This is a genomic window from Sphingomonas hengshuiensis, assembly GCF_000935025.1.
Classification (GTDB): domain Bacteria; phylum Pseudomonadota; class Alphaproteobacteria; order Sphingomonadales; family Sphingomonadaceae; genus Sphingomonas; species Sphingomonas hengshuiensis.
This window is the reverse complement of the sequence record NZ_CP010836.1, coordinates 144,545-168,931: the sequence shown is the minus strand read 5'-3', so window position 1 is coordinate 168,931 and position 24,387 is coordinate 144,545. Positions and strand designations below refer to the sequence as shown.

The following is a 24,387-nucleotide window of genomic DNA, read 5'->3' as shown; positions in this document are numbered from 1 at the left end:
TCGCCCGTTGGCGCTCTTCCGGATCTATCCCTTGTTATTATCTACGATAATCAGCGGGCGAATATTTCCTTGCCGCCGATGATGGTGCGTTCGATCTTGATGTCTTGGATCCGCACCGGATCGATCGTCATCGGATCGGTGTCCAGAACCACCAGGTCCGCGAGCTTTCCGGGCTCGATCGAACCGCGGACCGCTTCCTCGAAGTTGAAATATGCAGGCTCGAGCGTATGCATTTCGATTGCCTCGGGGACGGTCACCGCCTCCTCCGCGCCATGCACGACGTCGTTCCACCCGCGCCGGGTTACCGCCGCATAGATGCCCGCGATCGGACCATAAGGCCCGGCGTCGGAGCCATAGGATACGCGGACTCCGTGGTTCAGCAGCGAACGCGAGGGGTCCTGATGCGCTTCGTCATAGGGCGAGAGCGCCTCGTCCGCATAAGACCCCAGCGCGAGCAGGAAGCCGGGCTGGCTGGCCACGTTGATGTGCAGCTTGCCCATTTTCTTCATCGTGGATTCCGGCGGCATCACCGCGACATGATGAAGATAGTCGCGCGTATCGTCCTTGCCGGGCACTTCCTTGTAAATCCGCTCGAGCTGATCGACGACCATCACCACGGCGCCGTCACCCATCACGTGAATGCCGAGCTGCCATCCCCGCTCATGGGCGCGTTTGGCGACGCGGTAGAAGACCGAGTCCGGAATGCGCTGCTCGCCGTGAAAGCCGGGCCTGTTTTCATAGGGCTTGGTCGTCCACATGATCGGCGCACTCAGCCCGCCGTCGATGCTCATCTTGATCGCGCCGGCCTTGAGCTTGGGATGCGTGAAGATCGTCTTGGGATCGGGCAGCGCATCGACCTCGGCGATCGACTCCTTGACGCCGATCTCCGGGTCGGCGTGATGATCATATCCGGGCCAGAGGCGGACCTGGACAACCGCGCGCGGCAGTTCGTCTCCCCAGCGATCATACATCTCCTGGACGAGCTTGAGGTCGGCGGGCCGAACGCCGGCAATGTTGACGCTGGTCACGCCGAGGTCGACGAGCTGCGTGAACAATTTGTGCCATTCGGCGAGACTGGCTTCCTTACCGCCGCCGCCTTCGCGGGTTTCGGGGGGCATCACTTCCCAGATCAGCCGCCGCGCGGATTCGAGGATCTTGCCATTGGGCTCACCATCGGGACCGTGAACGATCTCGCCGCCCTCGGCAGTCGTTTCCCGCGTGATCCTGGCCGCCTTCAGCGCGGCGCTGTTGACCAGCAAGGTGTGCGGCCCGCGGGCGATCGCAACGGGATTGTCCGGCGCGACCTTGTCGAAATCGATGCGCCCGGGAAGCGTGCCGTTCGGCCATTGCTCGCGGGACAGCTCACCCACGATCCAGCTCCCTTTGGGAAGCGTTGCCACCTGGCCCTTGATCGCTTCGAGAACCTTGGGGATCGTGTCGGCGCCCCGGATCCATGCGGGCAGCTCGCCGATCATGCCGCCATATTTCCAGGGCTGGAGCGGCCCGCCGAGATGCACGTGATTGTCGGCGAACCCGGGCAGCAACGGCTTGCCCGCGAGATCGACGACCTTCGTCTGCGGACCCGCCAGGCGGCGAATCTCGGCAGTGCTCCCCACTGCGACGATCTTGTCGCCGCGGATCGCGACGGCCTGCGCCAGTTCGAACTTCGCGTTGACGGTATAGACCCTGGCGTTCTCGTAAATCAGATCGGGTGCGCTGACCGTGGCGGCCGACGCGGTCTGGGCATGGGCCTGCCGACCGACCGGCGTCAGCACGGTGAAGGCAAGCATGGCGATGGCGGCAGCTCTGCTCATGTTCGGATTCCCGTTTGTGCGACGCGGCATTCTTGTTGCCCCCTTTGAGGCCTTTCGCTGTGTTTCACCGTTGGCGCAGCCTGTCGCAAGGTGCGAAAGGTCGCAGGGCGGTGCGCGCTATGCACCAGTTGCCCAGGCATGGTGCGGCGCACAGTATTTGCGCCCCATGATGCGGCTAATCGGTCGGAAGCGCGGGAAGAGATCGGCACGGCGCGTGCGCTGCGGCGAGCGAAGACGCTCTCGGCGAACTCAGCGGCGCGCGTTGCGGCGGTGCGCGAGAAAGGCGAGGGCCGTGATGACGACCGGGACAAGGCTCGCGAAGAATTCGCGGGAGAGCTTGGGGGTAAGCGCCATCGCCGCCAGGACGGTGACGATCGCCGCTATCGCGAAGATCGTACCCCAGGGATGAAACCACATCCGGACGGCGAGGCGCTCGGGCGCTTCCTTCTCGATCCGGGTGCGCAGGCGGATCTGGGCGACTGCGATCATCAGATAGATCGCAAGCATCAGCGCGCCCGATGCGTTGACGAGGAACGCGAACACCGTCTGCGGCGACAGGATCGAAGCGGCGAGCGCGGCATAGGCAAACAGGCTGCCGATCAGGATGGCCCGCGCCGGCACCCTCCGTCGGTCGAGCGCGACCAGCGCTTGCGGGGCATCGCCGTGCGCGGCGAGCGAAAACAGCACCCGCGACGTCACATAGAGCCCCGAGTTGAGGCACGAGAGCACCGCCACCAGCACGATGATATTCATTGCGAGCGCGGCGCCGGGTATCTCCATCGCGGCCAGCGCCGCGGCAAAGGGGGATTCGCCGGGTACGATGGTCGTCCAGGGTATCGCCGCGACGATGAGCGTCACCGAGAGGATGTAGAAGATCAGGATTCGGCCGGCGACGGTTGCCGTCATTCTCCCGAGCGTGCCACTGGATTCGGGGGATTCAGCCGCTGCGATCGTCGCGATCTCGGCGCCGACGAGCGAGAAGATGACGCTGGTCACCCCGCCGAGCACTGGCAATGCGCCATTGGGCATGAAGCCGCCATGCGCGACAAGGTTGGACCAGGTCGGCCCGGCGGGCGCGGTGATCCCGAACACGAAGCCCGCGGCGACCAGGATGAACACCAGGATCGCCGCAACCTTGATCGAAGAGAACCAGAACTCGAATTCGCCATAGGAGCGGGTCGAGAGCAGGTTGACCGCGCTGAGCACCGCCATCAGCGCCACGCCGATCACCCAGCTATCCACCATCGGGAGCCACTGATGGACGATGTTGGCGCCCGCGATCGCCTCGATCGCCACCACCACCACCCAGAAATACCAATAGAGCCATCCGCTCATGAACCCGGCCCAATGACCAAGGCCCAGCCGCACGAAATCGGGAAAGGATTGCACGCCGGGAATGGCCACGGCCATCTCGCTCAGCATCCGCATCACCAGCAGGACGATGAGCCCGGCGCCGGCATAGCTCAGCACCACGGCGGGGCCGATCGCCGCGATCGAGGCGCTGCTGCCGACGAAGAGTCCCGCGCCGATGATGCCGCCGATCGCGATCATCTCCACGTGCCGCCGGCGCAGGCTCTTGTCGAGCGTGGCGGACCGCGGCGCGCCGGCCACCGCCGTCTCGATCGCCTCGTGGGTCACGGTCATTCGATCGTCTCCAGCACCGCCGCGATGCGCTCGACGATCTCGTCGATCTGCGCGCGCTCGACGATCAGCGGCGGTGAAAGCGCAATGATGTCGCCGGTGACGCGGATCAGCAGCCCCTCGTCGAAGCAACGGCGGAAGGCCCGGGTCGCACGCTCGCCGGGAGCGCCTTCGCGCGGCGCAAGCTCGATGCCCGCGACCAGCCCGAGATTGCGCACGTCGATGACGTGGCGCGTTCCTGCCAGCCGATGCACGGCGTCTTCCCAATAGGAAGCGAGGCCCTCCGCGCGCTCGAACAGCGCCTCGCTCTCGCATATCTTCAGCGTGGCGATCCCCGCGGCGGCGGCCAGGGGATGGCCCGAATAGGTGTAGCCGTGGAGGAATTCGATGCCGGCCGGGGCACCCTCGACGATCGCGTCATGCACCGCCCGGCTGGCGACCACCGCGCCCATCGGCACCGCGCCGTTGGTAAGCCCCTTGGCCAGCGTCAATATATCGGGCGTGACGCCGAAGAACTCGGCCGCCGTCGCCTTGCCCAGACGCCCGAAACCGGTGATCACTTCGTCGAAGATCAACAGGATTCCGTGTTGCGCGGTGATCTGTCGCAGGCGTTCGAGATAACCCCGCGGCGGCACCAGAACGCCCGTCGATCCCGCCACCGGCTCGACGATCACTGCCGCGATGCTCTCGGCGCCGTGCAGCGCGATCAGTTCGTTCAACTCGCCGGCAAGGTCGCCGTTGCTGGCCTGTCTGCCGCGCGTGAACGGGGCGGCGTGGCCATGGGTGTGGGCAAGGTGATCGACCCCCCATATCTGTGCCCCGAAGGCGCGCCGGTTCCCGCCGATCCCCCCCACCGACGTTCCGCCCATGTTGGTGCCGTGATAGCCGCGTTGCCGGCCGATCATCCGAACGCGCCCCGACTGGCCGCGCGCGTGGTGATAGGCGAGCGCCATCTTCAGCGCGGTATCGGCCGACTCGGACCCCGAATTGGTGAAGAATACGCGATCCAGACCGCGGGGCATGAGCGCCGCCAGTCGCGTCGCCAGTTCGAACGCTGCCGGATGGCCGAGTTGGAACGTCGGCGCGAAATCGAGCTTGGCCGCCTGCGCCTGAATCGCGCGGACGATCGGCTCGCGGCCATGCCCGGCATTGACGCACCACAGGCCCGCCGTTGCATCCAATACCCTCCGACCGTCGGGCGTGGTGTAATGCATACCGCTTGCCGCCGAGAAGAGGCGCGGATTGGCCTTGAAATAGCGGTTGTCGGTAAAGGGCATCCAGAAAGCGGAAAGATCGGGCACCGCCGCCAAAGTGGCATCGTCGCTACTCATCCCGCCGGCCATTGATGCGGGTTCCTGCCAGACCATCGTTGCCACCGCCGCAAGTGCCGCCTCCGTCTCGTTGAATTTCCTCGAGACCATCCGAGCGGGCGCGGTATGCGACAAGTTGCAATTGCCGTCGGCCCGGTGCGCGGGGCGCACCGCGTGGAGGATCAGCGGGCGCCGGTTGCGCCGGCGCTGAACCGCGCGACTTCGCTCTGCAGGAAGCGACGGAATTGCAACACGCCGTCAGCCGACCAGCGATCCTCGCGCGTGACGAAGGCATAGGCGCCGATCACCACCGGGCGCGTGTCGCGGACCTGAAGCTCGACAAGCCCGCCGCTGCGAAGGTCGGCATCGACCAGATAGGTGCTGGCAAGCGCCAGTCCGCGGCTGTTGCGCGCAGCGGCGATCGCAAGATGGGCGTGCCACAACAACGGACCGGAGAGCTTCTCCGGAAGCGGGCCGGCGTTATTCAGGCTGAGCCAGGCGCGCCATTGATGATCATGCTCCTCGTGCAGCAGCGGCGCGTCGACCAGTTCGTCGACGGTGATTCCCTTCAATTGCTCTGCGACGGCAGGGCTGGCGACGATCATGATAGGCGGACGGGCCAACTCGACATATTGGATCCCGCGCCCACCCGGGTCCGGCGGCCAATCGTCCAGATAGAAGCGGATATCGACATCCGCCTCGTGCGTCAGCAGATTGGCGCGGACATCGGTCGGCCGCAGTTCGACCGGATAGTCTGGCCGCGCGCGTTCGAACGCCGCGAGCCGATCGGCAACCCATTGTGCGGCGAAGCCCGGCACGCACCAGACGAGAATTTTCTTCTGGTCGTCCGGGTTCCGGATTTCGGCAGTGGCGAGGATCATCTCGGCCAGAGCCGCCGATATGCGCCCGTGATAGCGGGCTCCCACCTCGGTCAGGTTCACTTGCCCGCCGACCCGGTGGAACAATGCGGCGCCGACCCAGTCCTCGAGCTGGCGCAGATGACGGCTGACGACCGAATGATCGAGGTTCAGGCTGGTCGCGGCGCGACGGATGCCGCCGAGTCGGCCCACAGCCTCGAAAGCGCGAAGCGCGGCGAGCGGCGGAATGCCCTTGGCAGCGGCGGCATCGGCGTTGCGATCGGGAGGGGTTTGCGAATTCATGAACCAATGCCCGAAGCATTCCCGATGTCATACCGCAGCGCAAGATTTATGTGCGTATCTCCCGAAGTATATGGAGGAAATGCTGTCCCAGCGCATCATTGTGCGCGTGCGTAAAGCACCTTCCCCGCGACGATCGTCATGTCGATCGGAATCTCCTTGATCCGCTCCGGATCGACGCTGAGAATGTCCTGACCCAGCACGACCAGGTCGCCGACCTTGCCCGGTTCGATCGAGCCGCGCTCCTTCTCGAGGAAGTTGAGATACGCGGGCGCGAGCGTGTACATCCGGATGGCGTCCTTGAGGGGCACTTTCTCGCCGGGACCATAGACCTTGCCGTCGATGCCCTTGCGCGTAACGGCAGCGTAGATGCCGACGCGGGGATCGGTGGGCATGCCGTCCGAGCCGTAGGAAACCTCAATATTGTGGCGGATCAGCGACATCTGGGGGTTGTTGGTCGCCAGACGCTCGGCGCTCAATGCGGGCGCCGCGTTATGGGGGCCGAGCGAGTAGGTGAAATTGGGCTGGCTGGCGGTGAGGATGTGGTATTTCTCCATCTTCGCCAATGTCTCCTCGGGCGGCAGCACCGAGAGATGGTGGACGAAGTGGCGATGGTCGGCGCGCGGCGCTTCGTCGAGCACCCTGGCATAGACATCGACGACCATCTTGACCGCAGCGTCGCCGATCGCATGGATGCCGAGCTGCCAGCCGAGCGCGTCGGCACGCTTCGCGACCTTGTACAGCGTGTCCTGATCGATGCGGACCACGCCGTGATAATCGTCATGGTTCGGATAGGGCTCGATCGTGTAGAAGGCAGCGGCGCTGAAGCCGCCGTCGATGCTCATCTTCACGGCTCCCAGACGAAGCCGGTCGCCACCGAACCCGGTGATGAACGACAGATTCTCGAGCTCGGCGATCGACGCGGCCACGCCTTTGGCAGGATCGTCATAGCTGTCATGGCCCGGCGAGAGACGGAGCTGGACCGTCGAGCGCGGCAGCGCCTCGCCCCATCTGGCATAGGTCTGCTGAATCCAGCGCAGCGTGTTCGGCCGCATGCCCGCGACGTTGATACTGGTGATGCCGAGCGGCAGCAGCGCCTCGAGCTGCGCCTTCAGGCCCTTCTCCGCGACCTCGTCGGGGTTGGGTGGCGCGGGCGGCATCGCGCTGGTGATCATGCGCTTTCCGGCGCCTTCGCGGAACCAGCCGATCGCCTGCCCCTTGGCATTGCGATCGATGTCGCCGCCCACGGGTGCCGGCGTGGCATCGGTGACGCCCGAGAGCTTCATCGTCAGCGAATTGCCCAGGGTGATATGGCCGCGTTCGAGCACCACCGGATGATCGGGCGTCACGCGGTCCATTTCCCACCGCGTGGGCAGTTTTTCCTGCGGCATATTCTCGTTGGTGAGGGTGCCCAGGATCCAGCTCCCCTTGGGCAGCGCAGCCGCGCGCGCCGAAAGTGCCGCGAGCAGATCAGCCTTTGAGTTGATCGCACTCCAATCCTGCTGACGCGGATCGGCACCGCTGCCGCCCAGATGGATATGGTTGTCGTAAAATCCCGGCAGGACCGTTCGCCCCTTGAGATCGACGATGCGCGTCGTGGCGCCGGCAAGCTTGTGTACCTGCTCGGTGGTGCCGGCGGCGATGATCCGCCCGCCCAGGATCGCCACCGCTTCCACGGTTTCCGGACCCGGCGCATTGGTGACGATCTTGCCGCGCTCGAAAATCACGTCGGCAGTGACCGGGGTCTGCGCCCATGCCGAGCTGGCAAGCTGTGTGCAAAGCGCACCGACAATCCATGCTTTTCTGGCGACATAACCCATTATTGGTTCCCCGAATGCCCGGTCCGATGCCGGCCCCCGCCCGGCAAATTCCCAACCTCCGGTGCGATCCACAAGGTGCGAAGCGGTTCGCAATGGTGCATTCCGCGCCCAGCACCTTACGGCTTGGGGTCGGTTTCCAGGTTGGGATATTTGATGCCGAGTTGGTCCAGATAGGTCGGATAGCGGGCGGGATCGTAGTAGAATTTCTCCAGCTGCGGCCGTAGCTGCTCCATCAGTTCGCGATTGAGGTGCAGCGCGGGGTTGTCTTGGGGGGTTAGTACGGGATCGTAGTTGCGATCCTTGAACTGCACCCTTTGCTGGAAGTCGCGCGCGGCGGCGACGATCCGGGGCGTCGTCATCAGATCGAGCACGGTCATCGCGACCACCTTCGCACCCGCGACCGCGCCCTTGTGCGCGATCGGTGTCGCCATCGCCATTGCCGAGATCGCATTGTGGCCGATCAGCCCAGGGATATTGGCCGGATAGGTGAAGCGGATCGTGGGCACGGCCCACATCACGTCGCCGATATCGTCGGACGATCCATTGGCGCCGAACTCGACGGTGTCGGGTGTCGTGAGCGCCCCGATTTCGCTGCGTAGCGGCAACAGATTGCGATCGTTCGCCTGTTGGACCGCGCGGGCGAATGCCTGATCGTCGGCGCTCCACTTGGGCATGCCGACGATTTTCATATTGGCGTAGAGTGTCTCGGCCAGCGCCTTGTTGTTGTAATTGGGCGCGGCATAGCCAAGCAGTTGCCGCGTCACCGTCGTGCCCGTGGCCATCGCTGCGCCCTGCGAGATCGCATTGCCGACCTCGAACAGCTTGCGGGTACCGTCGAAGGATTGGCCGCGGAAATAATACCAGACCGACGCCACCGCCGGCACCACATTGGGCTGGCCCCCACCGTTGGTGATCACCGAATGCGACCGATGCGCGGGCGGCAGATGTTCGCGGCGGAAATTCCAGGCGACGTCCATCAGTTCGACGCCGTCCAGCGCACTCAGCCCCTCCCAGGGCATGGCGCCGGCATGCGCCGTCTTGCCGTGGAACGTATATTCGACCGACACCACGCCGGGCCTTCCGGGGTCTCCCCAGCCGGTCGCGAATTCATTCCCGACATGCCCGAAGATCACGGCATCCACGCCTTTGAACACGCCGGCGCGGACATAATAGGCCTTGGCGCCCAGCAATTCCTCGGCGACGCCCGGCCAGAGCATCAATCGGCCGGGGATGTTCTTCTCGATCATCACCTGCCGTGCGGCGATGGCCGCCGCGATCATCAGCGGCACGCCTGAATTATGCCCTTCGCCATGCCCCGGGGCACCTTCGACCATCGGCTTGAGCGTGGGCACGCCAGGATATTGCGAGAGGCCGGTGGGGCAATCGACGTCGCTTCCCAACGCGATCAATGGTCCGCCGTCGCCCCAGGTCGCAGTCCATGCCGTGGGGATGCCCGCGATACCGCGCGTCACCGTGAAGCCGTTCTTTTCGAGGATGCCGGTCAGATACGCCATGGTGCGATATTCCTGGAAGCCCGGCTCCGAGAAGCTGAACACCGAATCGACCATTTCCTGGACCAGCTTTGCCTGCGCATCGACCTTTTCGGCTGCTTGGCGCTTGGCCGTCAGGGGCGCCTGGGCCGAAGCGCCCGACGCTCCGAGTGCGAGGGCCGCAAATGCGGTAATCAGCTGTCTCACGGCGCGCACGCTGACCTCCTATGCATGACAGAGTCGAGAAGCCGACGAGCCTAAACCTCGCGGCGTCGCACCCCAAGGTGCCTTCCTCCTGCAGCCGGTGCGCGTTGCGCACCGGCGCCCCCCGCCCCGCCCGCTCAGTCCTCGCGTGCAAGCGCGGTGCACGCGCGGAGCAGGCGCTCCATGCTGTCGACCTTGACCGCCTCGGTATAGCGCAGCTTGGGGAGGGCAATCGCGAGTGCGCCCACGGGGGCGCCGGCGATCACCACCGTGCGCGCCATTCCGCACACGCCGAGCGTGAATTCCTCGTCGGTGAACGCCCAGCCCGCTTCGCGCACCGCGTCGATCTCGCGCCGGATGGCGGCTTCGTCGACGATCGTCCGCGGCGTGAACAGCCGCCGCTCGGCCTCGGCGAAATAGCGGTGCAGCGTCGGTTCGTCGAAACTCGCGAGCACCGCCTTGCCCGCTGCCATGCAGTGCAGCGGCGCCCGCGCCCCCGCGCTGATCGAATAGCGCAGGAACTGGTCGGCCGCCTCGGTCACGCGCGCCTCCAGCTCCCAGCCGACCGGCACGAAGAACGAGACGGTCTCGTTGAGCGCGCGGCGCAGCGCGGTCACCTGCGGCCCGACGCGCTCCTCGATCGTCCGCGCGGCGGGGGGCAGGCGCAGCCGATCGAGGCCGTCGCCCGCGACATAGCGGCGCCCGTCGCGGCGCAGATAGCTGCGCTCGCACAAGGTGGCGAGCAGATAGGACAGGCTGCTGACCGGGATCTGCAGCGCCGCCGCGACCTGCTGTGCCACCACCCCCTGTGGATGCGCGACGACGAACTCGATGATGTCGAGCGTGCGCATCGCCGATTTGACGGTTGGCTGGGTTGGATTTGGCACGATATTCCCGGCGGTCAGAAGGTCAGCGTACCGCGCCGCTCGGCGAACCGCCAGCCGTCCGCGGTCAGGACGAAGCGATCGTGGAAGCTCCCGACCTTGGGCGGCCCCTCTCCCGTGAACAGCAGCATCGCCGATTCGCCCTCGGCCTGGTCGGGGCCGGTGACGTCGATGACGATGTTCGAGCAGATGTGCCGCGTCGTCCGCGGCGGGCGGGCGGTGAACGCCGCGAGGATCGCGGCGCGCCCCTCGATCCAGTCGTCGGGCGCGGTCGGGCGCGACATCCGGCCATCGGGGGCATAGAGCGCCGCCACCGCCTCCCATTTGCCGGCATCGTTCAGATTGGCATAGCGCGCGATCAGCCGCGCGCAGTCCTGCTCGATCGCGCGCCGTTCCGCCGCCGCGGACTCGCTCACAGCCGCGCGTCCGCGATGTCGGCCCCCGCACGCAGCGCGCGCAGCTTCTTCCACGTCACTTCGGGATCGATCTTGCCATAGCCGGCGAAGGTGCCGAAGCCGCAATCGGTGCTGGCGATGACGCGGTCCTTGCCGACGATGCCCGCGAAACGCTCGATCCGCTGCGCGATCAGCTCGGGGTGCTCGACATAGTTGGAACAGGTGTCGATCAGCCCCGGCGCGAGGATCTTGTCCTCGGGCAGCTTCGCGTCGCGCCAGATCGTCCATTCATGCTCGTGGCGCGGGTTGGCGGCTTCGAACAGGATCGTCGCGGGCCGCGCGCCGATCACGATGTCGATCACCTTCTCCAGCGCGATGTCGCAATCATGCGGGCCTTCGTAATTGCCCCAGCACACATGCATCCGCATCCGGTCCGCGGGGATATTGGCCGTCGCGGCGTTCAGCGCCTCGACATTGGCGGCGGCGATCCGCAGAAACGCTTCGTCGCTCTCGTCCTGATAGCCCGTATGCCGCGACATTGCGAGATCGGGGCAATCGAGTTGCAGGTCGAAGCCGGCGGCGACGATCGTTTCATACTCCTCGCGCATCGCATCGACGATATCGGCCAGATAGGCCTCGTGCGTCGGATAGTGGCGGTTCACCTGGAACGCGGTGATGAGCCCCGGCGACGCCGCATTCAGGAAGCCGCGCGCGCCGCCCGCCGTGTCGATCGCGTGCCGAAAGCGGCGAATATCGTCGTGAAGCGGCTCCAGCGTGACGAGGCGCACCGGCCCGATGCACGATGCGCGGGTGAACTCCTGACTGCCCATGATCGCCGACAGCTTGCGCGCCAGACCGGGATGCGCGGCAAGGTCCGCCGCCGGCTTGCGATCGACATGCCCGCCAAAGCCCGAAAGCCGCTCGATCATATACGTCGAATAGCCGACCTTGCCGAGTTCGCCGTCGCTGACGATGCTGACGCCGCTGGCGATCTGGCGGGCGACGCCCTCGTCGACGGCGGCCTGCACCAGCGTATCGAATTGCGCCGCGTCATAGGGCTCGCCCTTGTCGCGCGCGAGCAGCAGCGGGGTGAGCGCGTCGCCGCGCGGCAGGCTTCCGACATGCGTCGTCTCGATGGTCATCTATCCGTTCCCTCTCCGTGAATCCTGGCCACGCGCCCCGTCAGTGCTTGAACACCACCGTCTTGCTCCCGTTCAGCAGGATGCGGTCCTCGACATACAGCCGCACCGCCCGCGCCAGCACCCGCCGCTCGATATCGCGCCCCTTGCGGACGAGGTCGTCGGGCGTGTCGGCATGGGTAATCGGCTCGACATCCTGTTCGATGATCGGGCCTTCATCCAGATCGGCAGTGACGAAATGCGCCGTCGCCCCGATCAGCTTCACGCCGCGCACATGCGCCTGGTGATAGGGCTTGGCGCCCTTGAAGCCGGGCAGGAAGCTGTGATGGATGTTGATGCACCGGCCCGACAGGAACCCGGCGAGATCGTCCGACAGGATCTGCATGTAGCGCGCGAGCACGACGAGATCGGCGCCGGTCTGCGTCACCAGCTGCTTGATCTGCGCCTCCTGCTCCGCCTTGGTCTCGCGGGTCACCGGCAGGTGATGGAACGGCACGTCGCCGAGCAGCGAGATCGTCAGCGCCTCGCGCGGGTGATTGCCGATGATGCCGACAATATCCATCGGCAGTTCGCCGAGCCGATTGCGGTAGAGGAGATCGCCCAGGCAGTGATCGAATTTGGAGACGAGGATCAGCACCCGCTTGCGCTGGTCGCGCGGCCTCAGGGTCAGGTCGAGCGCGAATTCCGCGATCGGCGCGGCGAGCCGCTGGCGCAGGCCGTCCACGGCGCCCTCGTCGATGTCGAACAGCACGCGCATGAAGAAGCCGCCGGTGGGCACGTCATTATATTGCTGCGCCTCACGGATATTGGCGCCGCTGGCGGCGAGCGCGGTGGTGATCGCGGCGACGATGCCGGGACGATCGCTGCTCGAAAGCGTGAGAATATGTTCGGACGACATGAAATGCCCCTGCACGAGTGAAAATTGCGGCGCCGTCAGCTGCGGCGCCGGCGAGCGAGAAGAACCAGCGCAGCGGCGCCCACCAGCGACCCCAGCGCCATCGCGGCGGCGACGAGCGGCAGGCTCCAGCCCGCGGCGAACAGGAATCCCGCGGCGATCGGCCCCAGCGCCGCGCCGCCCCGACCGATGCCGATCACCGCGCCGACGCCGCTGGCGCGCTGCTCGGCGGGGAAGCTGGCGGCGGTCAGCGCATAGATGCCGATGATCACGGCGTTGGTGCAAAAGCCCGCCAGCCCCGCGAACAGCGACAATTGGGTGAGGTCGGCGGGGCTGCGCCCGAACAGGACCACCGCCGCGCTCGACAGCAGCAGGAAGACGATGGTCAGCCGCCGTACGTCGACAAAGGCGACCAGCGCACTGAACAACAGCGCGCCCGCCGCGCCGCCGACATTGGTCCACACCAGCACCCCGCCCGCAGACGATGCCGGGAATCCCATGTCGACCACCACTTTCGGAATCCATTTCACCAGGAAGTAGAAGGTCAGGATGTGCGTGAAATAGGCGAGCGTCAGGAGGAAGGTCGTGCGGGCCAGCGCGCCGCTCCACAGCGCACCGCGCGGCGCGCGCGAATCGCCGAACGCCGCCGCGGGCGCCTGCGGAGCGAGGTCGCGATGGCCGAACTGCGCCATGATCCGCCCGGCCTGCGCCAGATCGGCCGGGCGTCCGCGCGAGAGCAGGAACTCGATCGACTCGGGCACCAGCCACCAGGCGAGCGGCAGGCAGGCCGCAGTCACCAGCGCCCCGAATTCGAACACTGCGCGCCAGTCATGCGTGATGAGGAGGCTCGACACGATCGATCCGCCCGCCACCGCGCCGAGCGGATAGCCGCACGACATCAGCGCCACTGCCAGGTTGCGGCGGCGCGCATTGGACACTTCCGCGACAGTCGCGCTGATCGTGGCAAGCATGCCGCCAATCCCGATGCCGGTCAGGAACCGCCACAGCGACAACACCTCGATCGAGCGCGCACGCCCGGCGAGCATCATCCCGGCAGCCATCACCACGACACAGCCGAGCAGGACCGGACGCCGCCCGATCCGATCGGCGAGCTGCCCCAGCAGGACCGAGCCGAGCGCCATGCCGACCAGCTCCATCGACAGGACGATGCCCAGCGCGGCGCGATCGATTCCCCATTCGGCGACGATGCCCGGCGCCGCGAAGCTGATCGACAGCACGTCGAACCCGTCGAGCGCATTCAGGAAGATGCACAGCCCGATCGCGGCGACCTGGCGCCAGTGCAGCGGCGATTTCAGCAGGGTCTGGCGCGCGTCCATCACTCCGGGCTCAGCGGGCATGCGTGGTGCAGCGGCGGCCCGCGGTGCGCTGCTGCATGACGGTGCTCGGCATGGTCCAGATCCTCTCGCGCATCCTCGCTCCTCGCGGTCTGCTTAGATTTCGTCTAGCGGCGCGGCAAAGCTTCGTCTATCTGAACTTTTCATGAGTGCGAACATAACTCCCCTCCTGCTGCTGCCCGGCCTGTGGTGCGATTCGACGATCTGGGCGCCGCAATGCGTCGCGCTCGCGGACTTTGCGCCGATCGTCGCAGACTATGGCGATGCCCGCACGCTCCCAGAAATGGCCGCCCGTGCGCTCGCCGCGGCGCCGCCGCGATTCGCGCTCGCGGGGCATTCGATGGGCGCCCGCGTCGCGCTGGAGATCGTCGATCAGGCGCCCGAGCGCGTCGAGCGGCTCGCGCTGCTCGATACCGGCGTGCACCCGGTTGCGGCTGGCGAGGCCGAGAAGCGCCATGCGCTGTGCGACCTGGGGCGGACGCGCGGAGTCGAGGCGCTGATCGACGCATGGCTGCCGCCGATGCTGCTTCCCGCGCATCGCGACGTGCCGGCGATTGCCGGGCCCCTGCGCGCAATGTGCCGCCGCGCCGGGCTGGCGCAGTTCGAGGCGCAGATCGAGGCGCTGCTGGCGCGTGCCGACCGGCGCGACCTGCTGCCGACGATCGCGGTGCCAACGCTGGTCGGTGTCGGGCGCGACGACACATGGAGCCCGGTGGCGCAGCATCGCGAGATCGCCGACGCCATCCCCGGCAGCACCTTCACGATTTTCGAAGACAGCGGCCACATGGCCCCCGTCGAAGCGGCAGATTCGGTCACTGCGGCGCTGCGCCGCTGGCTCGAACCATCGGATCAGGATCCAGTGAGAGGACGAACATGAGCAATCTTGAACAGGTTATCGGCGAGGCCGGCGACATCGTCGCGCTGCTGCGCAACCAGCAGACCGGCCCCAATGCCTATCCCGGCGTGCCCGCCGAATATTCCAATTGGCGCGAGGAGCAATGGGCCTGGCAGCACGGCGCGGTGCTGTTCAACCAGTCCTACCACATGGTCGACCTCGCGATCGAGGGACCGGACGCCTTCGCGCTGCTCAACTATCTCGGCGTAAACAGCTTCAAGGGCTTCACCGTCGACAAGGCGAAGCAGTGGGTCCCGGTGACGCCCGAAGGCTATGTCATCGGCGACGGCATCCTGTTCTATCTCGCCGAGAATGCGTTCAGCCTCGTCGGTCGCGCGCCGTGCATCGAGTGGATCGAATATCATGTCGCCACCGGCAAGTGGGACGTCACGCTCGATCGCGACGAGCGCACTGCGATGCGCAGCGACGGCAAGCGCAAAAACTATCGCTTCCAGGTCCAGGGCCCGGACGCGTTCAAGGTGATGAACAACGCCGTCGGCGGCGAAGTGCCTCAGCTCAAGTTCTTCAACATGACCACGCTGCAAATCGCCGGCAAGAACGTGCGCGCGCTGCGCCACGGCATGGCGGGGCAGCCGGGCTATGAGCTGTTCGGGCCGTGGGAAGACTATCAGGCAGTCCACAGCGCGCTGGTCGAGGCCGGCGCGCCGGTCGGCATGAAGCTGGTCGGCGGACGCACCTATTCGTCGAACACGCTCGAATCGGGCTGGATCCCGTCGCCGCTGCCCGCGGTCTATACCGGCGAAAGCCTCAAGGCCTATCGCGAGTGGCTGCCCGCCACCTCCTACGAGGCCAAGGCATCGATCGGCGGCAGCTTCGTCGGCGCCAGCATCGAGGACTATTATCTGACGCCCTGGGACCTCGGCTATGGCCCGTTCGTCAAGTTCGACCATGATTTCATCGGTCGCGAGGCGCTGGAGAAAAAGGCCGAGGGGCCGCACCGCCGAAAGGTCACGCTGGCGCTCGACAACGAGGACGTGCTGCGCGTGATGAGCTCGATGTTCAGCAAGGGCGACCGCGCCAAGTTCATGGAGTTCCCCTCGGCGGTCTATTCGATGCATCCGTATGACAGCGTGCTGGTCGACGGCCAGACGGTCGGCCTGTCGACCTGGATCGGCTATAGCTGGAACGAGGGCCGCATGCTCACGCTGGCGATGGTCGACGAGCGCTATGCCGAGCCCGGCACCGAAGTCACTCTGCTGTGGGGCGAGCCCGATAGCGGCACGCGCAAGCCCACGGTCGAGCGCCACGTCCAGACCGAGATCAAGGCGACCGTCAGCCCGGTTCCCTATTCGGAAGTCGCCCGCGACGCCTATGCCGAGAGCTGGCGCACCAAGCAGCCCGCCTGAGCCCTATACTCCCCTGAAAAGGCCGTGATCATGATCGAAGCGCCGGTGCCCGGTACAAACAAGACCTGCGGGTTGATCGACCGCTGGTCGGTCGAGATCACGGCCAAGGATGCCGATCGGCTCGAAGAGGCGGCGGCGCTGGTCCCGCCGGGGACGAAGGTGCCCGTAACCTTCCTTCCCGGCGAGACCTTCGAGGCGCGGGTGGCGACGGCGCGCCGCGTCAGGGAACTGGGCTTCGTGCCGATCCCGCACATCTCGGCACGGCGGCTCCATTCCGAGGCCGAGCTGCGCGATTTCCTGGCGGCGCTCCGGCGCGAGGTCGGCAACGACCATTGCTTCGTCGTCGCGGGCGATCCGCCCGAGCCGCTCGGCCCCTATCCCGACGCGCTGTCGCTGATCCGTTCGGGGATGCTCGCCGAACACGGCATCAAGCGCGTCGGCATATCGGGCTATCCCGAGGGCCATGCCGATATCGGCAACGACAAGATCTGGCAGGCGACGCGCGACAAGCGCGACCTGCTGCTCCAGGGCGGGCATGATTTCGCGATCGTCACCCAATTCGGGTTCAACGCGGCGCCGATGCTCGCATGGGTCGAGCAGGTTCGCGATGCGGGCATCGACGCGACGATCCGGCTGGGCATTCCGGGCCCCGCCAGCGTCAAGCGGCTGCTGGGCTTCGCCGCGCGCTGCGGGGTTGCCGCGTCGGCGTCGGTGATGGCGAAATACGGGCTGTCGGTAACGCGGTTGCTGTCGAACGCCGGCCCGGACCGGCTGGTCGAGGAACTGGCCGAGCGCTTCGATCCCGCGCGGCACGGCGACGTCCTGCTCCATCTCTACCCCTTTGGCGGCCTCCGCGCGACCGCCGAGTGGGTGCGTGACTTCCAGGCCCGGCACGGCTGCGCTATCGGCGGATAGTCGCACCGGACCGCGCGCTGCTATCCGGCGAGTTCCTTCAGCGGCACTGCCGGATCGGCGAGCCGGGCGACGTCCACCGAATTGCCCTCGGTCACGAGCTTGCGGCCCTGGACATAGTCCTTGACCGCATTGACGCAATCGAGCGCGATCACCCTGCCCTGCTTCAGATAGGCGACGGTGAAGCTGCGGCTCGCCGTATCGCCGCGCACCACGGCGAGGTCATAGCCGATCGACAGCCCGACCGTCTGGAGCTTGATGTCATATTGGTTCGACCAGAACCATGGGACCGCCTCATACGCCACCGGCTGGCCCAGGATCGCCTTGGCGGCCACCGCCGCCTGGTCGTTGGCGTTCTGCACCGATTCGACGCGGATCGACGCGCCGCCGGCAAAGCGATTGGCGTGGAGCGCACAATCGCCGATCGCGAAGATATCGGGCAGGCTCGTCCGGCACTGGCCATCGACCGCCACGCCGTTGCCGCCCTCCGCACCCGCGGCGAGCAGCGGTTCGACTGCGGGAACGATGCCGATGCCGACGATCACCATATCGGCCCGCAGCACTTCGCCGTCGGACAGCCGCACGCCGGTCACCCGATCCTCGCCGAGGATGCAGTCGACCGCCGCGCCCAGCCGGACCTCGACGCCGTGCGCGCGATGCTCGGCTTCGAAGAAGCGCGACAGCGGCTCGCCGGCGACGCGTGCCAGCACGCGGTCGAGCGCTTCGAGCAGCACGACCTTCTTGCCGAATTTGGCGAGCACCGCCGCCGCCTCGAGCCCGATATAGCCGCCGCCGATCACGACGACATGCTCGACCCGGGGCAATTCGGCCATCATCCGATCGGCGTCGGCGCGGTCGCGGACGGTGTGGACGCCGGTCAGGTCATGCCCATCGCAGGTCAGCCGCCGCGGCGCGCCGCCCGTGGCCCAGACGAGATGGCGATACCCGATAGTGTCGCCCGCATCGGTGGTGACGCTGTGCGCCGATCCGTCGATCGCGGTCACGCGGGTGCCGAGCCGGAACGCGACGTCGCGCTCTGCCCAGAAGCCCGCCGGGCGGATCAACAGGCGCTCGAACGGCTTGTCGCCGGCCAGATACTCCTTCGAGAGCGGCGGCCGCTCATAGGGAAGCTCGGGCTCGGCGCCGATCACCAGGATGGTCCCGTCGAACTTGCCCTGGCGCAGGGCAATCGCACAGGCGGCACCGGCATGGCCGGCACCAACGATCAGAACGTCCACGTCTTCATGCATATGCGTGTTCCCCAGGCATCAACCTTCTCCGGCGATCCGCCCATTCAGACCAGCGGGCGTCCTGTCGAGGCAAAACTGCCGCGACAGCCGCGAAATTTTGGGCGCGATGCGTGGACCAGTCTGGCAACCCGCCTCAAAACTGCGTGCCACGCGCGCGCACCTGCTCGGTCAGGAAATCGGCGACCGCGCGAATCCGGGGCACCTGCGCCAGATCGGCATGGTAGATCATCCAATAGCTGCGGATCACCTCCACCTCGCTCGCCAGCACACGCACCAGCCGCATCTCGGGCGTCACCGCGAAACAATGGAGCAGCCCGAAACCGAGACCGGAGACGACCGCCGCCATCTGCGCCGCGACCGAACTCGAGCGGAACACGCAGCGCTGCGCCAGCGATCGGTCCAGATTGCGCAGTTCGGGCAGGTCGATCATCTCCTCGATATACGAGATGAAGGGCCGGTCGCGCAGATCGGCGACGGTGGCAACCGGACCGGTGCGCGCCAGCAGGTCCTGCGACGCATACAGCCCGATGCGGTAATCGACGAGCCGTGCCGCGCGGAGTCGCCCCTGGTCGGGACGATGCAACCCGATCGCGACATCGGCTTCGCGCTTCGACAGGCTCACGGTCCGCGATTCGGGCACCAGTTCGAGCTCGATGCCCGGATGGCGGGCTGCGAACAGATGGACCCGCGGTGCCACGAAGAACGTGCCGAATGCCTCGGGCGTGGCCAGCCGGACGGTCCCCGACACCTGCTGCTCCTGCCCCGCAAGGCTGCGCCCGGCAGCCATCACTTCGGCCTCGATCCGCTCGGCATGGTCGAGCAGTTCGCTTCCCGCCCGCGTCGGCTGGACCCCGCGCGGCGAACGATCGAACAGCCGCGTGCCCAGCGAGTGCTCGAGCGCGGTCAACCGCCGGGCCAGCGTCGTGTGGTTGAGCCCGAGCCTGCGACCGCTCGCGACGAAGCTGCCATCGCGCGCCACCGACAGGAACAGGCGGAGATCGTCCCAATCGAGCATTCAGGAAATCGCACAACAGTTGCGCATTTCGCCGCTATATATGCACTTCGCTGTGAACGCTATAAGGAGGCAACACGGAGAGGATTTCCCATGCGAATGATCCATCACTTCATCGACGGCGCCGCGGTGACCGACGCCGCCGCGCGGCTGGGCGACGTGTTCGACCCGGCCCTTGGCAAGGTCCAGGCACAGGTGACGCTCGGCGATGCCGCTATGGTCGCCCGTGCGGTGGCGAGCGCCAAGGCGGCGCAGCCGGGCTGGGCAGCGCTCAACCCGCAGCGCCGCGCGCGCGTGATGTTCCGCTTCAAGGAGCTGATCGAACAGCATATGGACGAACTCGCCGAGATGCTGTCACGCGAGCATGGCAAGGTGATCGCGGATTCGAAGGGCGACATCCAGCGCGGGCTCGAAGTCGTCGAGTTCGTCTGCGGCATTCCGCACCTGCTGAAGGGCGAATTTACCGAGGGCGCCGGGCCCGGCATCGACGTCTATTCGATGCGCCAGCCGATCGGCATCGCCGCCGGTATCACGCCGTTCAACTTCCCGGCGATGATCCCGCTATGGATGTGCGCCCCCGCGATCGCGTGCGGCAACGCCTTCATCATCAAGCCGTCGGAGCGCGATCCCTCCGTGCCCGTGCGGCTTGCCGAACTGGCGCTCGAAGCCGGGCTGCCCGAGGGCATCCTGAACGTGGTGCATGGCGACAAGGTCGTGGTCGACGCGATCCTCGACCATCCCGACGTCAAGGCCGTCAGCTTCGTCGGATCGTCCGACATCGCCCAATATGTCTATGGCCGCGGCGCGGCGAACGGCAAGCGCATGCAGTGCATGGGCGGTGCCAAGAACCACGGCATCATCATGCCCGACGCCGATCTCGACCAGGCCGTGGCGGACATCGTCGGCGCCGCCTATGGCTCGGCGGGCGAGCGCTGCATGGCGCTGCCCGTGGTCGTGCCGGTGGGCGAAGAGACCGCCGACCGCCTGCGCGAAAAGCTGGTCGCCGCCATCGCCGACCTGCGCGTCGGCGTCCCCACCGATCCGGACGCGCAGTACGGCCCGGTCGTCAGCGCGGCGCACAAGGCGCGTGTCGAGGCCTATATCCAGATGGCGATCGACGAAGGCTCGGAGCTCGTCGTCGATGGGCGCGGGCTTTCGCTCCAGGGGTATGAGGACGGCTATTTCATGGGGCCGACGCTGCTCGACCGCGTCACGCCCACCATGCGCAGCTACAATGAGGAGATTTTCGGCCCGGTGCTCCAGATGCTGCGCGCGTCGAGCTTCGAGGAAGCCGTCTCCTACCCGACCGGGCATCAATACGGCAACGGCGTGGCGCTGTTCACGCGCAACGGCGACCTCGCGCGCAAATTCATGAGCAGCGTCGAAGTCGGCATGGTCGGCATCAACGTGCCGATCCCCGTGCCGGTCGCCTATCACAGCTTTGGCGGGTGGAAGCGCTCGGGCTTTGGCGACCTCAACCAATATGGCATGGACGGCATCCGCTTCTACACGCGGACCAAGACCGTCACGCAGCGCTGGCCGAGCGGCGGCGCGGTGCTCGACCAGAGCTTCGTGATCCCGACGATGCGCTGAGTGCGGCGCCCTCCTCCCGTTGCCGGGAGGAGGGCGCCGCAGCCTCCGCGCGATCGATCAGAAGCGGAAGCGGATCGACCCCGCGACCGTGCGGCCGTTGATCACCGTCGCGGTGCCGATGCCGCTCGCCGGAATCGCGCTCTGGATCACGTTCACGAGGCCCAGCGTGTCGAACAGGTTGCTCGCCGTAACCATCAGTTCCACGCGGTCGACCGGGCGGATCTGCACAAAGGCGTTGACGGTCGTATAGGCGGGCATCTTCAGCAGGTTCAGGTCCTGCGCATAGCTGCTGCCGGTATAGATTACGGTTCCACCCGCGCTGAACATCTTGCCGACATAGGAAGGCGCCACCTGGGCGATGAGCTTTGGCTGATGCCGTGGCGTCTTGTCGACGAACTCCGGATTGTCCTTGTCGTCACGGATCCGCGCGTGGGTATAGGTCGCGGCAGCGGTCAGATTCCACGGTCCGTAGAAATAGCTGCCCTCGAACTCCGCACCATAGGCCCGGTAGTTGCGGTCGATCTGCGCGGAATAAAGCTGGCCGTTCGCGTCGTTGAGGATCTGGAAATTCTTGTCATGCGCGTTGGCCAGGAACCCGGTCAGGTTCAGGGCAAGGTTGCCGCTGCGATACTTCACGCCCATTTCGGACTGGCGGACGACGTCATAGGCGTCGGCCGGATTGGCCAGCGTGCCGGTCTGGACATTGATCGACGGCGTGAAAAAGAATGTGTCCGCAGCGGCGCGCGCGCCGCGACTATAGCGACCGAAAAAGGCCAGCCCCGGCCCGACCCGATAATTCGCGCCGACCGAATAGCTCACATAATTATAATCATAGTCGAGCGCCATCGGGCTGTCGGTCGGGATAACGCCGACCCGCGTCTCCGGCACCGAAATCGCGCCATCGCGGTTGATGTCATAGGCAATTTGCCCAATCCGATCGCCGCCCAGGGCTGCGCCGAAAAGCTGGCCGCGCACCTTGCCGCTGTCGTAGCGCAGGCTGCCGCCGATCGCGAGCTTGCCGATATGGTAGTTGATGGAGCCGTACGGGGCTGTGATGTCGTATTCGACGTCACGGCGGGAGGAGTCGAGGTGCCCGAGGGGGGCGACCGTGTAGCCCGTCTTGCCATTGGCGGTCACGGGAACGCCGCTCGCCGTCCGCACGTCGATCAGGGCGGTGTCGGTGCCGTTCACTTCCATCAGCACGGCGTTGGACGTCGAGTCCATGTTCACCTGCTGCACGGACTTGTACACGCCGGCCGTGAAGGTCAGGTCGCCCGCCCCGAGCTTCCAGACGCGCGTGCCGCGGAAGTCGTTGATGAAATTGCCCTGATCGCGGTAACGATTGTACAGTTGCGCGCCATAGACGAGGAGGCCGTTTCCGTTCAACGTCGCCGGATCGGCAATCACCTGCCCCTTCTTCGCGCCGGTGCCATAGCTGAGCGTCGCGCCCGGCCCCCCCATGATCATCGCCATCAGCGGCGCGGGTGCGACAAAGGCTGCCGGGATTGCGGCGAGCGTCGCGGAATTGCTGCTGTAGCGCATGCGCTCGGTGAAGGTCCATCCGGAGAGCTCGAAACGCGCTTCCAGGCCGATCGACTTGGAGATCGGGTGCAGCCCCTGGGCATTGTCCGGGGTCTCCACATTCCCGTCACCGTTGAAGGTGGCATAGGCGCGCGTGTTGTTCGAATAGAGTACCTGGTTGCGAATGTTGAAGCTGGGGAAGTTCGAATAGGTCGGATTCGCATTGGTCCCGGTGATCTTGATCGGTGCCTCCAGGAACCCGGGCACGCGATCGTCGAGCAGCTTCGCATAGACGCGCACATAGCCGTTCGCGAATTCGCGCGTGATGTTCAGCTTTACCTGACCGCCCTTGAAGGCCGAATAGCCGGGGTCGCGCGGACCCGAGCCCTGGCGATAAAAGCCGCCGACGTTGAAGCGCAGATTGTCCGACAGCCGACCGCCATAGTCGAAATCGACGCGATGCTCGCCATAGTTCAGCCCGGCGGTGAGCATCACCGAACCGCCCTCCTCCTCGCCGGTGCGCGAGATGAAATTGATCACGCCGCCGGGAGAATTCGACGCGAAGGTCGAGGCAGAGCCGCCGCGGATCGATTCGATGCGGTTCAGCGTGAGGTCCGGGCGGAGATAGGTGTCCGGGGTCGTCAGCGCCAGATCGCCAAACTCCAGCACGGGCAGGCCATCTTCCTGAAACTGCACGTTTTTCGACCCGAACCCGGTCAGCGGCAGGCCGCGGATGGTATACGCCACCGTCGTGGTGTCGCCGGTCGCCTCGACGCGGAAGCCGGGCACCGATCGCAGCACTTCGCCCAGCGAGCGCGCGCCGATCTGAGTCACTTCGGCCTCGCCGATCGCGCTGGTCGAAATCGCGCTGTCGAGCAGGTCGCGGCCCTTGGCCACGCCCGTGGAGAACAGCGCCTTCTGGCGGGCAGGCTCGGGTGCCTTCGCCTCACTCTGGGCGGCGTCCTTGTCCTTGCCGGTATCCGCAGGGGGCGTCCGGTCCGGCGCCGCGATCGCGAGAGTGGGGAGAATCAGTGCCATCGAAGCGATGGTCGAGAATAGGTGAACACTACGCATCATTACCCCTGCCTTTCATAGTAAATCAGGTCGCTTGATGCATAAGCGCAAGATATTCATCTATTTCGCAAAAATACCGATGTGCGATTAAAGCAATGGTAAATATATACTAACAGTAATTTACCGATCATACTTTCGGTGTCCGTAGAATTTTTGATCCCTTTCCGAGGTGTCGTATTTTTCCTTAAGTCAATTTACTGGAGGTGACCTGATGCGGCGACAGCTGCTCCAGCCGGCGCGCGAAGAATAGCGCACCGGAACGCGCGCGGCGGCCCGGCCGTTGATGCATCCCAGCGACCGGAGATCGACATGAGCGACAGTCAGCCGATGCAAGCGAACGGCGAAGGCACGGACAAGGCCCCCGACGGCGTCACCACTCCGCCGGGCGAAGAAAGTCAGGGCGGCGCCTATCCCAACCCCCATGGCGAAAAGTCCGACGGCCATTTCGACGGCGGCCAGAGCCACAAGGACTATGAAGGTCCGAGCAACCCGAACGCGACGACGGGGTCGGACGACTAGGCCCGAACGGGCGGGCACGCCTGACGGCTGCGCCTCCTTTCAGGGCAGGGCTGCTGAAGACCCAACAGCCCCGCCGCGCCCCGCTGGTGTAATCGCACCAGCCAGAACCGCACCATATTGCCATAATTCGCGATATGTCA

Annotated in this window: 19 protein-coding genes; 5 read left to right on the top strand and 14 right to left on the bottom strand. The window is 66.0% G+C overall.

The window, feature by feature from the left end; genetic code table 11:
* Positions 1–50: 50 nt before the first annotated feature.
* From TS85_RS00800 to TS85_RS00750, 11 genes are all read right to left on the bottom strand, one after another.
* Entirely contained in the window at positions 51–1,814 is a 1,764-nt protein-coding gene (locus TS85_RS00800; protein ID WP_162184676.1) for an amidohydrolase, read from the bottom strand.
* 249 nt (positions 1,815–2,063) lie between these two features.
* Positions 2,064–3,458, bottom strand: a complete 1,395-nt coding sequence (locus tag TS85_RS00795) for an amino acid permease (RefSeq protein ID WP_044329832.1) — start codon at positions 3,456–3,458, stop codon at positions 2,064–2,066.
* Entirely contained in the window at positions 3,455–4,786 is a 1,332-nt protein-coding gene (locus TS85_RS00790) for an aspartate aminotransferase family protein (RefSeq protein ID WP_044335603.1), read from the bottom strand. Before TS85_RS00790 ends, TS85_RS00795 begins: the two co-directional genes overlap by 4 nt.
* Before the next feature lie 161 nt (positions 4,787–4,947).
* Positions 4,948–5,925 carry a LysR substrate-binding domain-containing protein gene (locus tag TS85_RS00785; RefSeq protein ID WP_044329831.1) on the bottom strand — a complete coding sequence of 326 codons (978 nt, stop codon included), beginning with the start codon at positions 5,923–5,925 and terminating at the stop codon, positions 4,948–4,950.
* A gap of 95 nt (positions 5,926–6,020) precedes the next feature.
* Entirely contained in the window at positions 6,021–7,742 is a 1,722-nt protein-coding gene (locus tag TS85_RS00780; protein ID WP_044329830.1) for an amidohydrolase, read from the bottom strand.
* Between the two features lie 116 nt (positions 7,743–7,858).
* Entirely contained in the window at positions 7,859–9,448 is a 1,590-nt protein-coding gene (locus TS85_RS00775) for a peptidase dimerization domain-containing protein (protein WP_044329829.1), read from the bottom strand.
* 125 nt (positions 9,449–9,573) lie between these two features.
* Positions 9,574–10,323, bottom strand: coding sequence for an IclR family transcriptional regulator (locus tag TS85_RS00770; RefSeq protein WP_227698613.1), 750 nt, complete (start codon positions 10,321–10,323; stop codon positions 9,574–9,576).
* A gap of 14 nt (positions 10,324–10,337) precedes the next feature.
* On the bottom strand, positions 10,338–10,736 hold the full coding sequence (locus TS85_RS25965; protein WP_227698612.1) for a nuclear transport factor 2 family protein: 399 nt from the start codon (positions 10,734–10,736) through the stop codon (positions 10,338–10,340).
* On the bottom strand, positions 10,733–11,857 hold the full coding sequence (locus TS85_RS25960; RefSeq protein WP_044329826.1) for a cobalamin-independent methionine synthase II family protein: 1,125 nt from the start codon (positions 11,855–11,857) through the stop codon (positions 10,733–10,735). The genes TS85_RS25965 and TS85_RS25960 overlap by 4 nt, the downstream gene beginning before the upstream one ends.
* A 40-nt stretch (positions 11,858–11,897) precedes the next feature.
* Complete coding sequence (gene purU, locus TS85_RS00755; RefSeq protein ID WP_044335600.1) at positions 11,898–12,752, bottom strand: formyltetrahydrofolate deformylase; 855 nt, start codon at positions 12,750–12,752, stop codon at positions 11,898–11,900.
* Positions 12,753–12,787: 35 nt separating this feature from the next.
* Entirely contained in the window at positions 12,788–14,107 is a 1,320-nt protein-coding gene (locus TS85_RS00750; protein ID WP_044329825.1) for an MFS transporter, read from the bottom strand.
* A 142-nt stretch (positions 14,108–14,249) separates the two neighbouring features.
* Between TS85_RS00750 and TS85_RS00745 the strand changes: the two genes are divergently transcribed.
* Genes TS85_RS00745 through TS85_RS00735 form a run of 3 tightly spaced genes read left to right on the top strand, consistent with a single transcriptional unit; the run spans position 14,250 to position 17,281 of the window.
* Positions 14,250–14,981, top strand: coding sequence for an alpha/beta fold hydrolase (locus TS85_RS00745; protein ID WP_044329824.1), 732 nt, complete (start codon positions 14,250–14,252; stop codon positions 14,979–14,981).
* Positions 14,978–16,366: a syringate O-demethylase gene (desA, locus tag TS85_RS00740; protein ID WP_044329823.1), complete on the top strand. Its 1,389-nt coding sequence runs from the start codon at positions 14,978–14,980 to the stop codon at positions 16,364–16,366. Before TS85_RS00745 ends, desA begins: the two co-directional genes overlap by 4 nt.
* Before the next feature lie 30 nt (positions 16,367–16,396).
* Complete coding sequence (locus tag TS85_RS00735; protein WP_044335599.1) at positions 16,397–17,281, top strand: methylenetetrahydrofolate reductase; 885 nt, start codon at positions 16,397–16,399, stop codon at positions 17,279–17,281.
* A gap of 20 nt (positions 17,282–17,301) precedes the next feature.
* On the opposite strand, the gene TS85_RS00730 is transcribed toward TS85_RS00735, so the two are convergent.
* Entirely contained in the window at positions 17,302–18,528 is a 1,227-nt protein-coding gene (locus tag TS85_RS00730) for an NAD(P)/FAD-dependent oxidoreductase (protein WP_044329822.1), read from the bottom strand.
* 133 nt (positions 18,529–18,661) lie between these two features.
* The gene (locus TS85_RS00725) at positions 18,662–19,543 is read right to left on the bottom strand and encodes a LysR family transcriptional regulator (RefSeq protein WP_044329821.1); all 882 of its coding nucleotides are present in this window, start codon (positions 19,541–19,543) and stop codon (positions 18,662–18,664) included.
* Positions 19,544–19,633: 90 nt separating this feature from the next.
* Between TS85_RS00725 and TS85_RS00720 the strand changes: the two genes are divergently transcribed.
* Positions 19,634–21,133 carry a CoA-acylating methylmalonate-semialdehyde dehydrogenase gene (locus TS85_RS00720; protein ID WP_044329820.1) on the top strand — a complete coding sequence of 500 codons (1,500 nt, stop codon included), beginning with the start codon at positions 19,634–19,636 and terminating at the stop codon, positions 21,131–21,133.
* 57 nt (positions 21,134–21,190) lie between these two features.
* Here the strand turns inward: TS85_RS00720 and TS85_RS00715 are convergent, their stop codons facing one another.
* A complete protein-coding gene (locus TS85_RS00715; RefSeq protein ID WP_044329819.1) occupies positions 21,191–23,692 on the bottom strand; it encodes a TonB-dependent receptor domain-containing protein in 2,502 nt (833 codons plus the stop codon).
* A 345-nt stretch (positions 23,693–24,037) separates the two neighbouring features.
* On the opposite strand from TS85_RS00715, the gene TS85_RS00710 reads away from it, so the two are divergent.
* Complete coding sequence (locus tag TS85_RS00710) at positions 24,038–24,247, top strand: hypothetical protein (protein ID WP_044329818.1); 210 nt, start codon at positions 24,038–24,040, stop codon at positions 24,245–24,247.
* Positions 24,248–24,387 lie beyond the last annotated feature (140 nt).

Bases quoted from the DNA above. Each gene is read 5' to 3' on its own strand.
- TS85_RS00800 (WP_162184676.1), bottom strand. From the start codon at position 1,814: ATGAGCAGAGCTGCCGCCATCGCCATGCTTGCCTTCACCGTGCTGACG.
- TS85_RS00795 (WP_044329832.1), bottom strand. From the start codon at position 3,458: ATGACCGTGACCCACGAGGCGATCGAGACGGCGGTGGCCGGCGCGCCG.
- TS85_RS00790 (WP_044335603.1), bottom strand. From the start codon at position 4,786: ATGAGTAGCGACGATGCCACTTTGGCGGCGGTGCCCGATCTTTCCGCT.
- TS85_RS00785 (WP_044329831.1), bottom strand. From the start codon at position 5,925: ATGAATTCGCAAACCCCTCCCGATCGCAACGCCGATGCCGCCGCTGCC.
- TS85_RS00780 (WP_044329830.1), bottom strand. From the start codon at position 7,742: ATGGGTTATGTCGCCAGAAAAGCATGGATTGTCGGTGCGCTTTGCACA.
- TS85_RS25960 (WP_044329826.1), bottom strand. From the start codon at position 11,857: ATGACCATCGAGACGACGCATGTCGGAAGCCTGCCGCGCGGCGACGCG.
- purU (WP_044335600.1), bottom strand. From the start codon at position 12,752: ATGTCGTCCGAACATATTCTCACGCTTTCGAGCAGCGATCGTCCCGGC.
- TS85_RS00750 (WP_044329825.1), bottom strand. From the start codon at position 14,107: ATGCCCGCTGAGCCCGGAGTGATGGACGCGCGCCAGACCCTGCTGAAA.
- TS85_RS00745 (WP_044329824.1), top strand. From the start codon at position 14,250: ATGAGTGCGAACATAACTCCCCTCCTGCTGCTGCCCGGCCTGTGGTGC.
- desA (WP_044329823.1), top strand. From the start codon at position 14,978: ATGAGCAATCTTGAACAGGTTATCGGCGAGGCCGGCGACATCGTCGCG.
- TS85_RS00735 (WP_044335599.1), top strand. From the start codon at position 16,397: ATGATCGAAGCGCCGGTGCCCGGTACAAACAAGACCTGCGGGTTGATC.
- TS85_RS00730 (WP_044329822.1), bottom strand. From the start codon at position 18,528: ATGCATGAAGACGTGGACGTTCTGATCGTTGGTGCCGGCCATGCCGGT.
- TS85_RS00725 (WP_044329821.1), bottom strand. From the start codon at position 19,543: ATGCTCGATTGGGACGATCTCCGCCTGTTCCTGTCGGTGGCGCGCGAT.
- TS85_RS00720 (WP_044329820.1), top strand. From the start codon at position 19,634: ATGCGAATGATCCATCACTTCATCGACGGCGCCGCGGTGACCGACGCC.
- TS85_RS00715 (WP_044329819.1), bottom strand. From the start codon at position 23,692: ATGGCACTGATTCTCCCCACTCTCGCGATCGCGGCGCCGGACCGGACG.
- TS85_RS00710 (WP_044329818.1), top strand. From the start codon at position 24,038: ATGAGCGACAGTCAGCCGATGCAAGCGAACGGCGAAGGCACGGACAAG.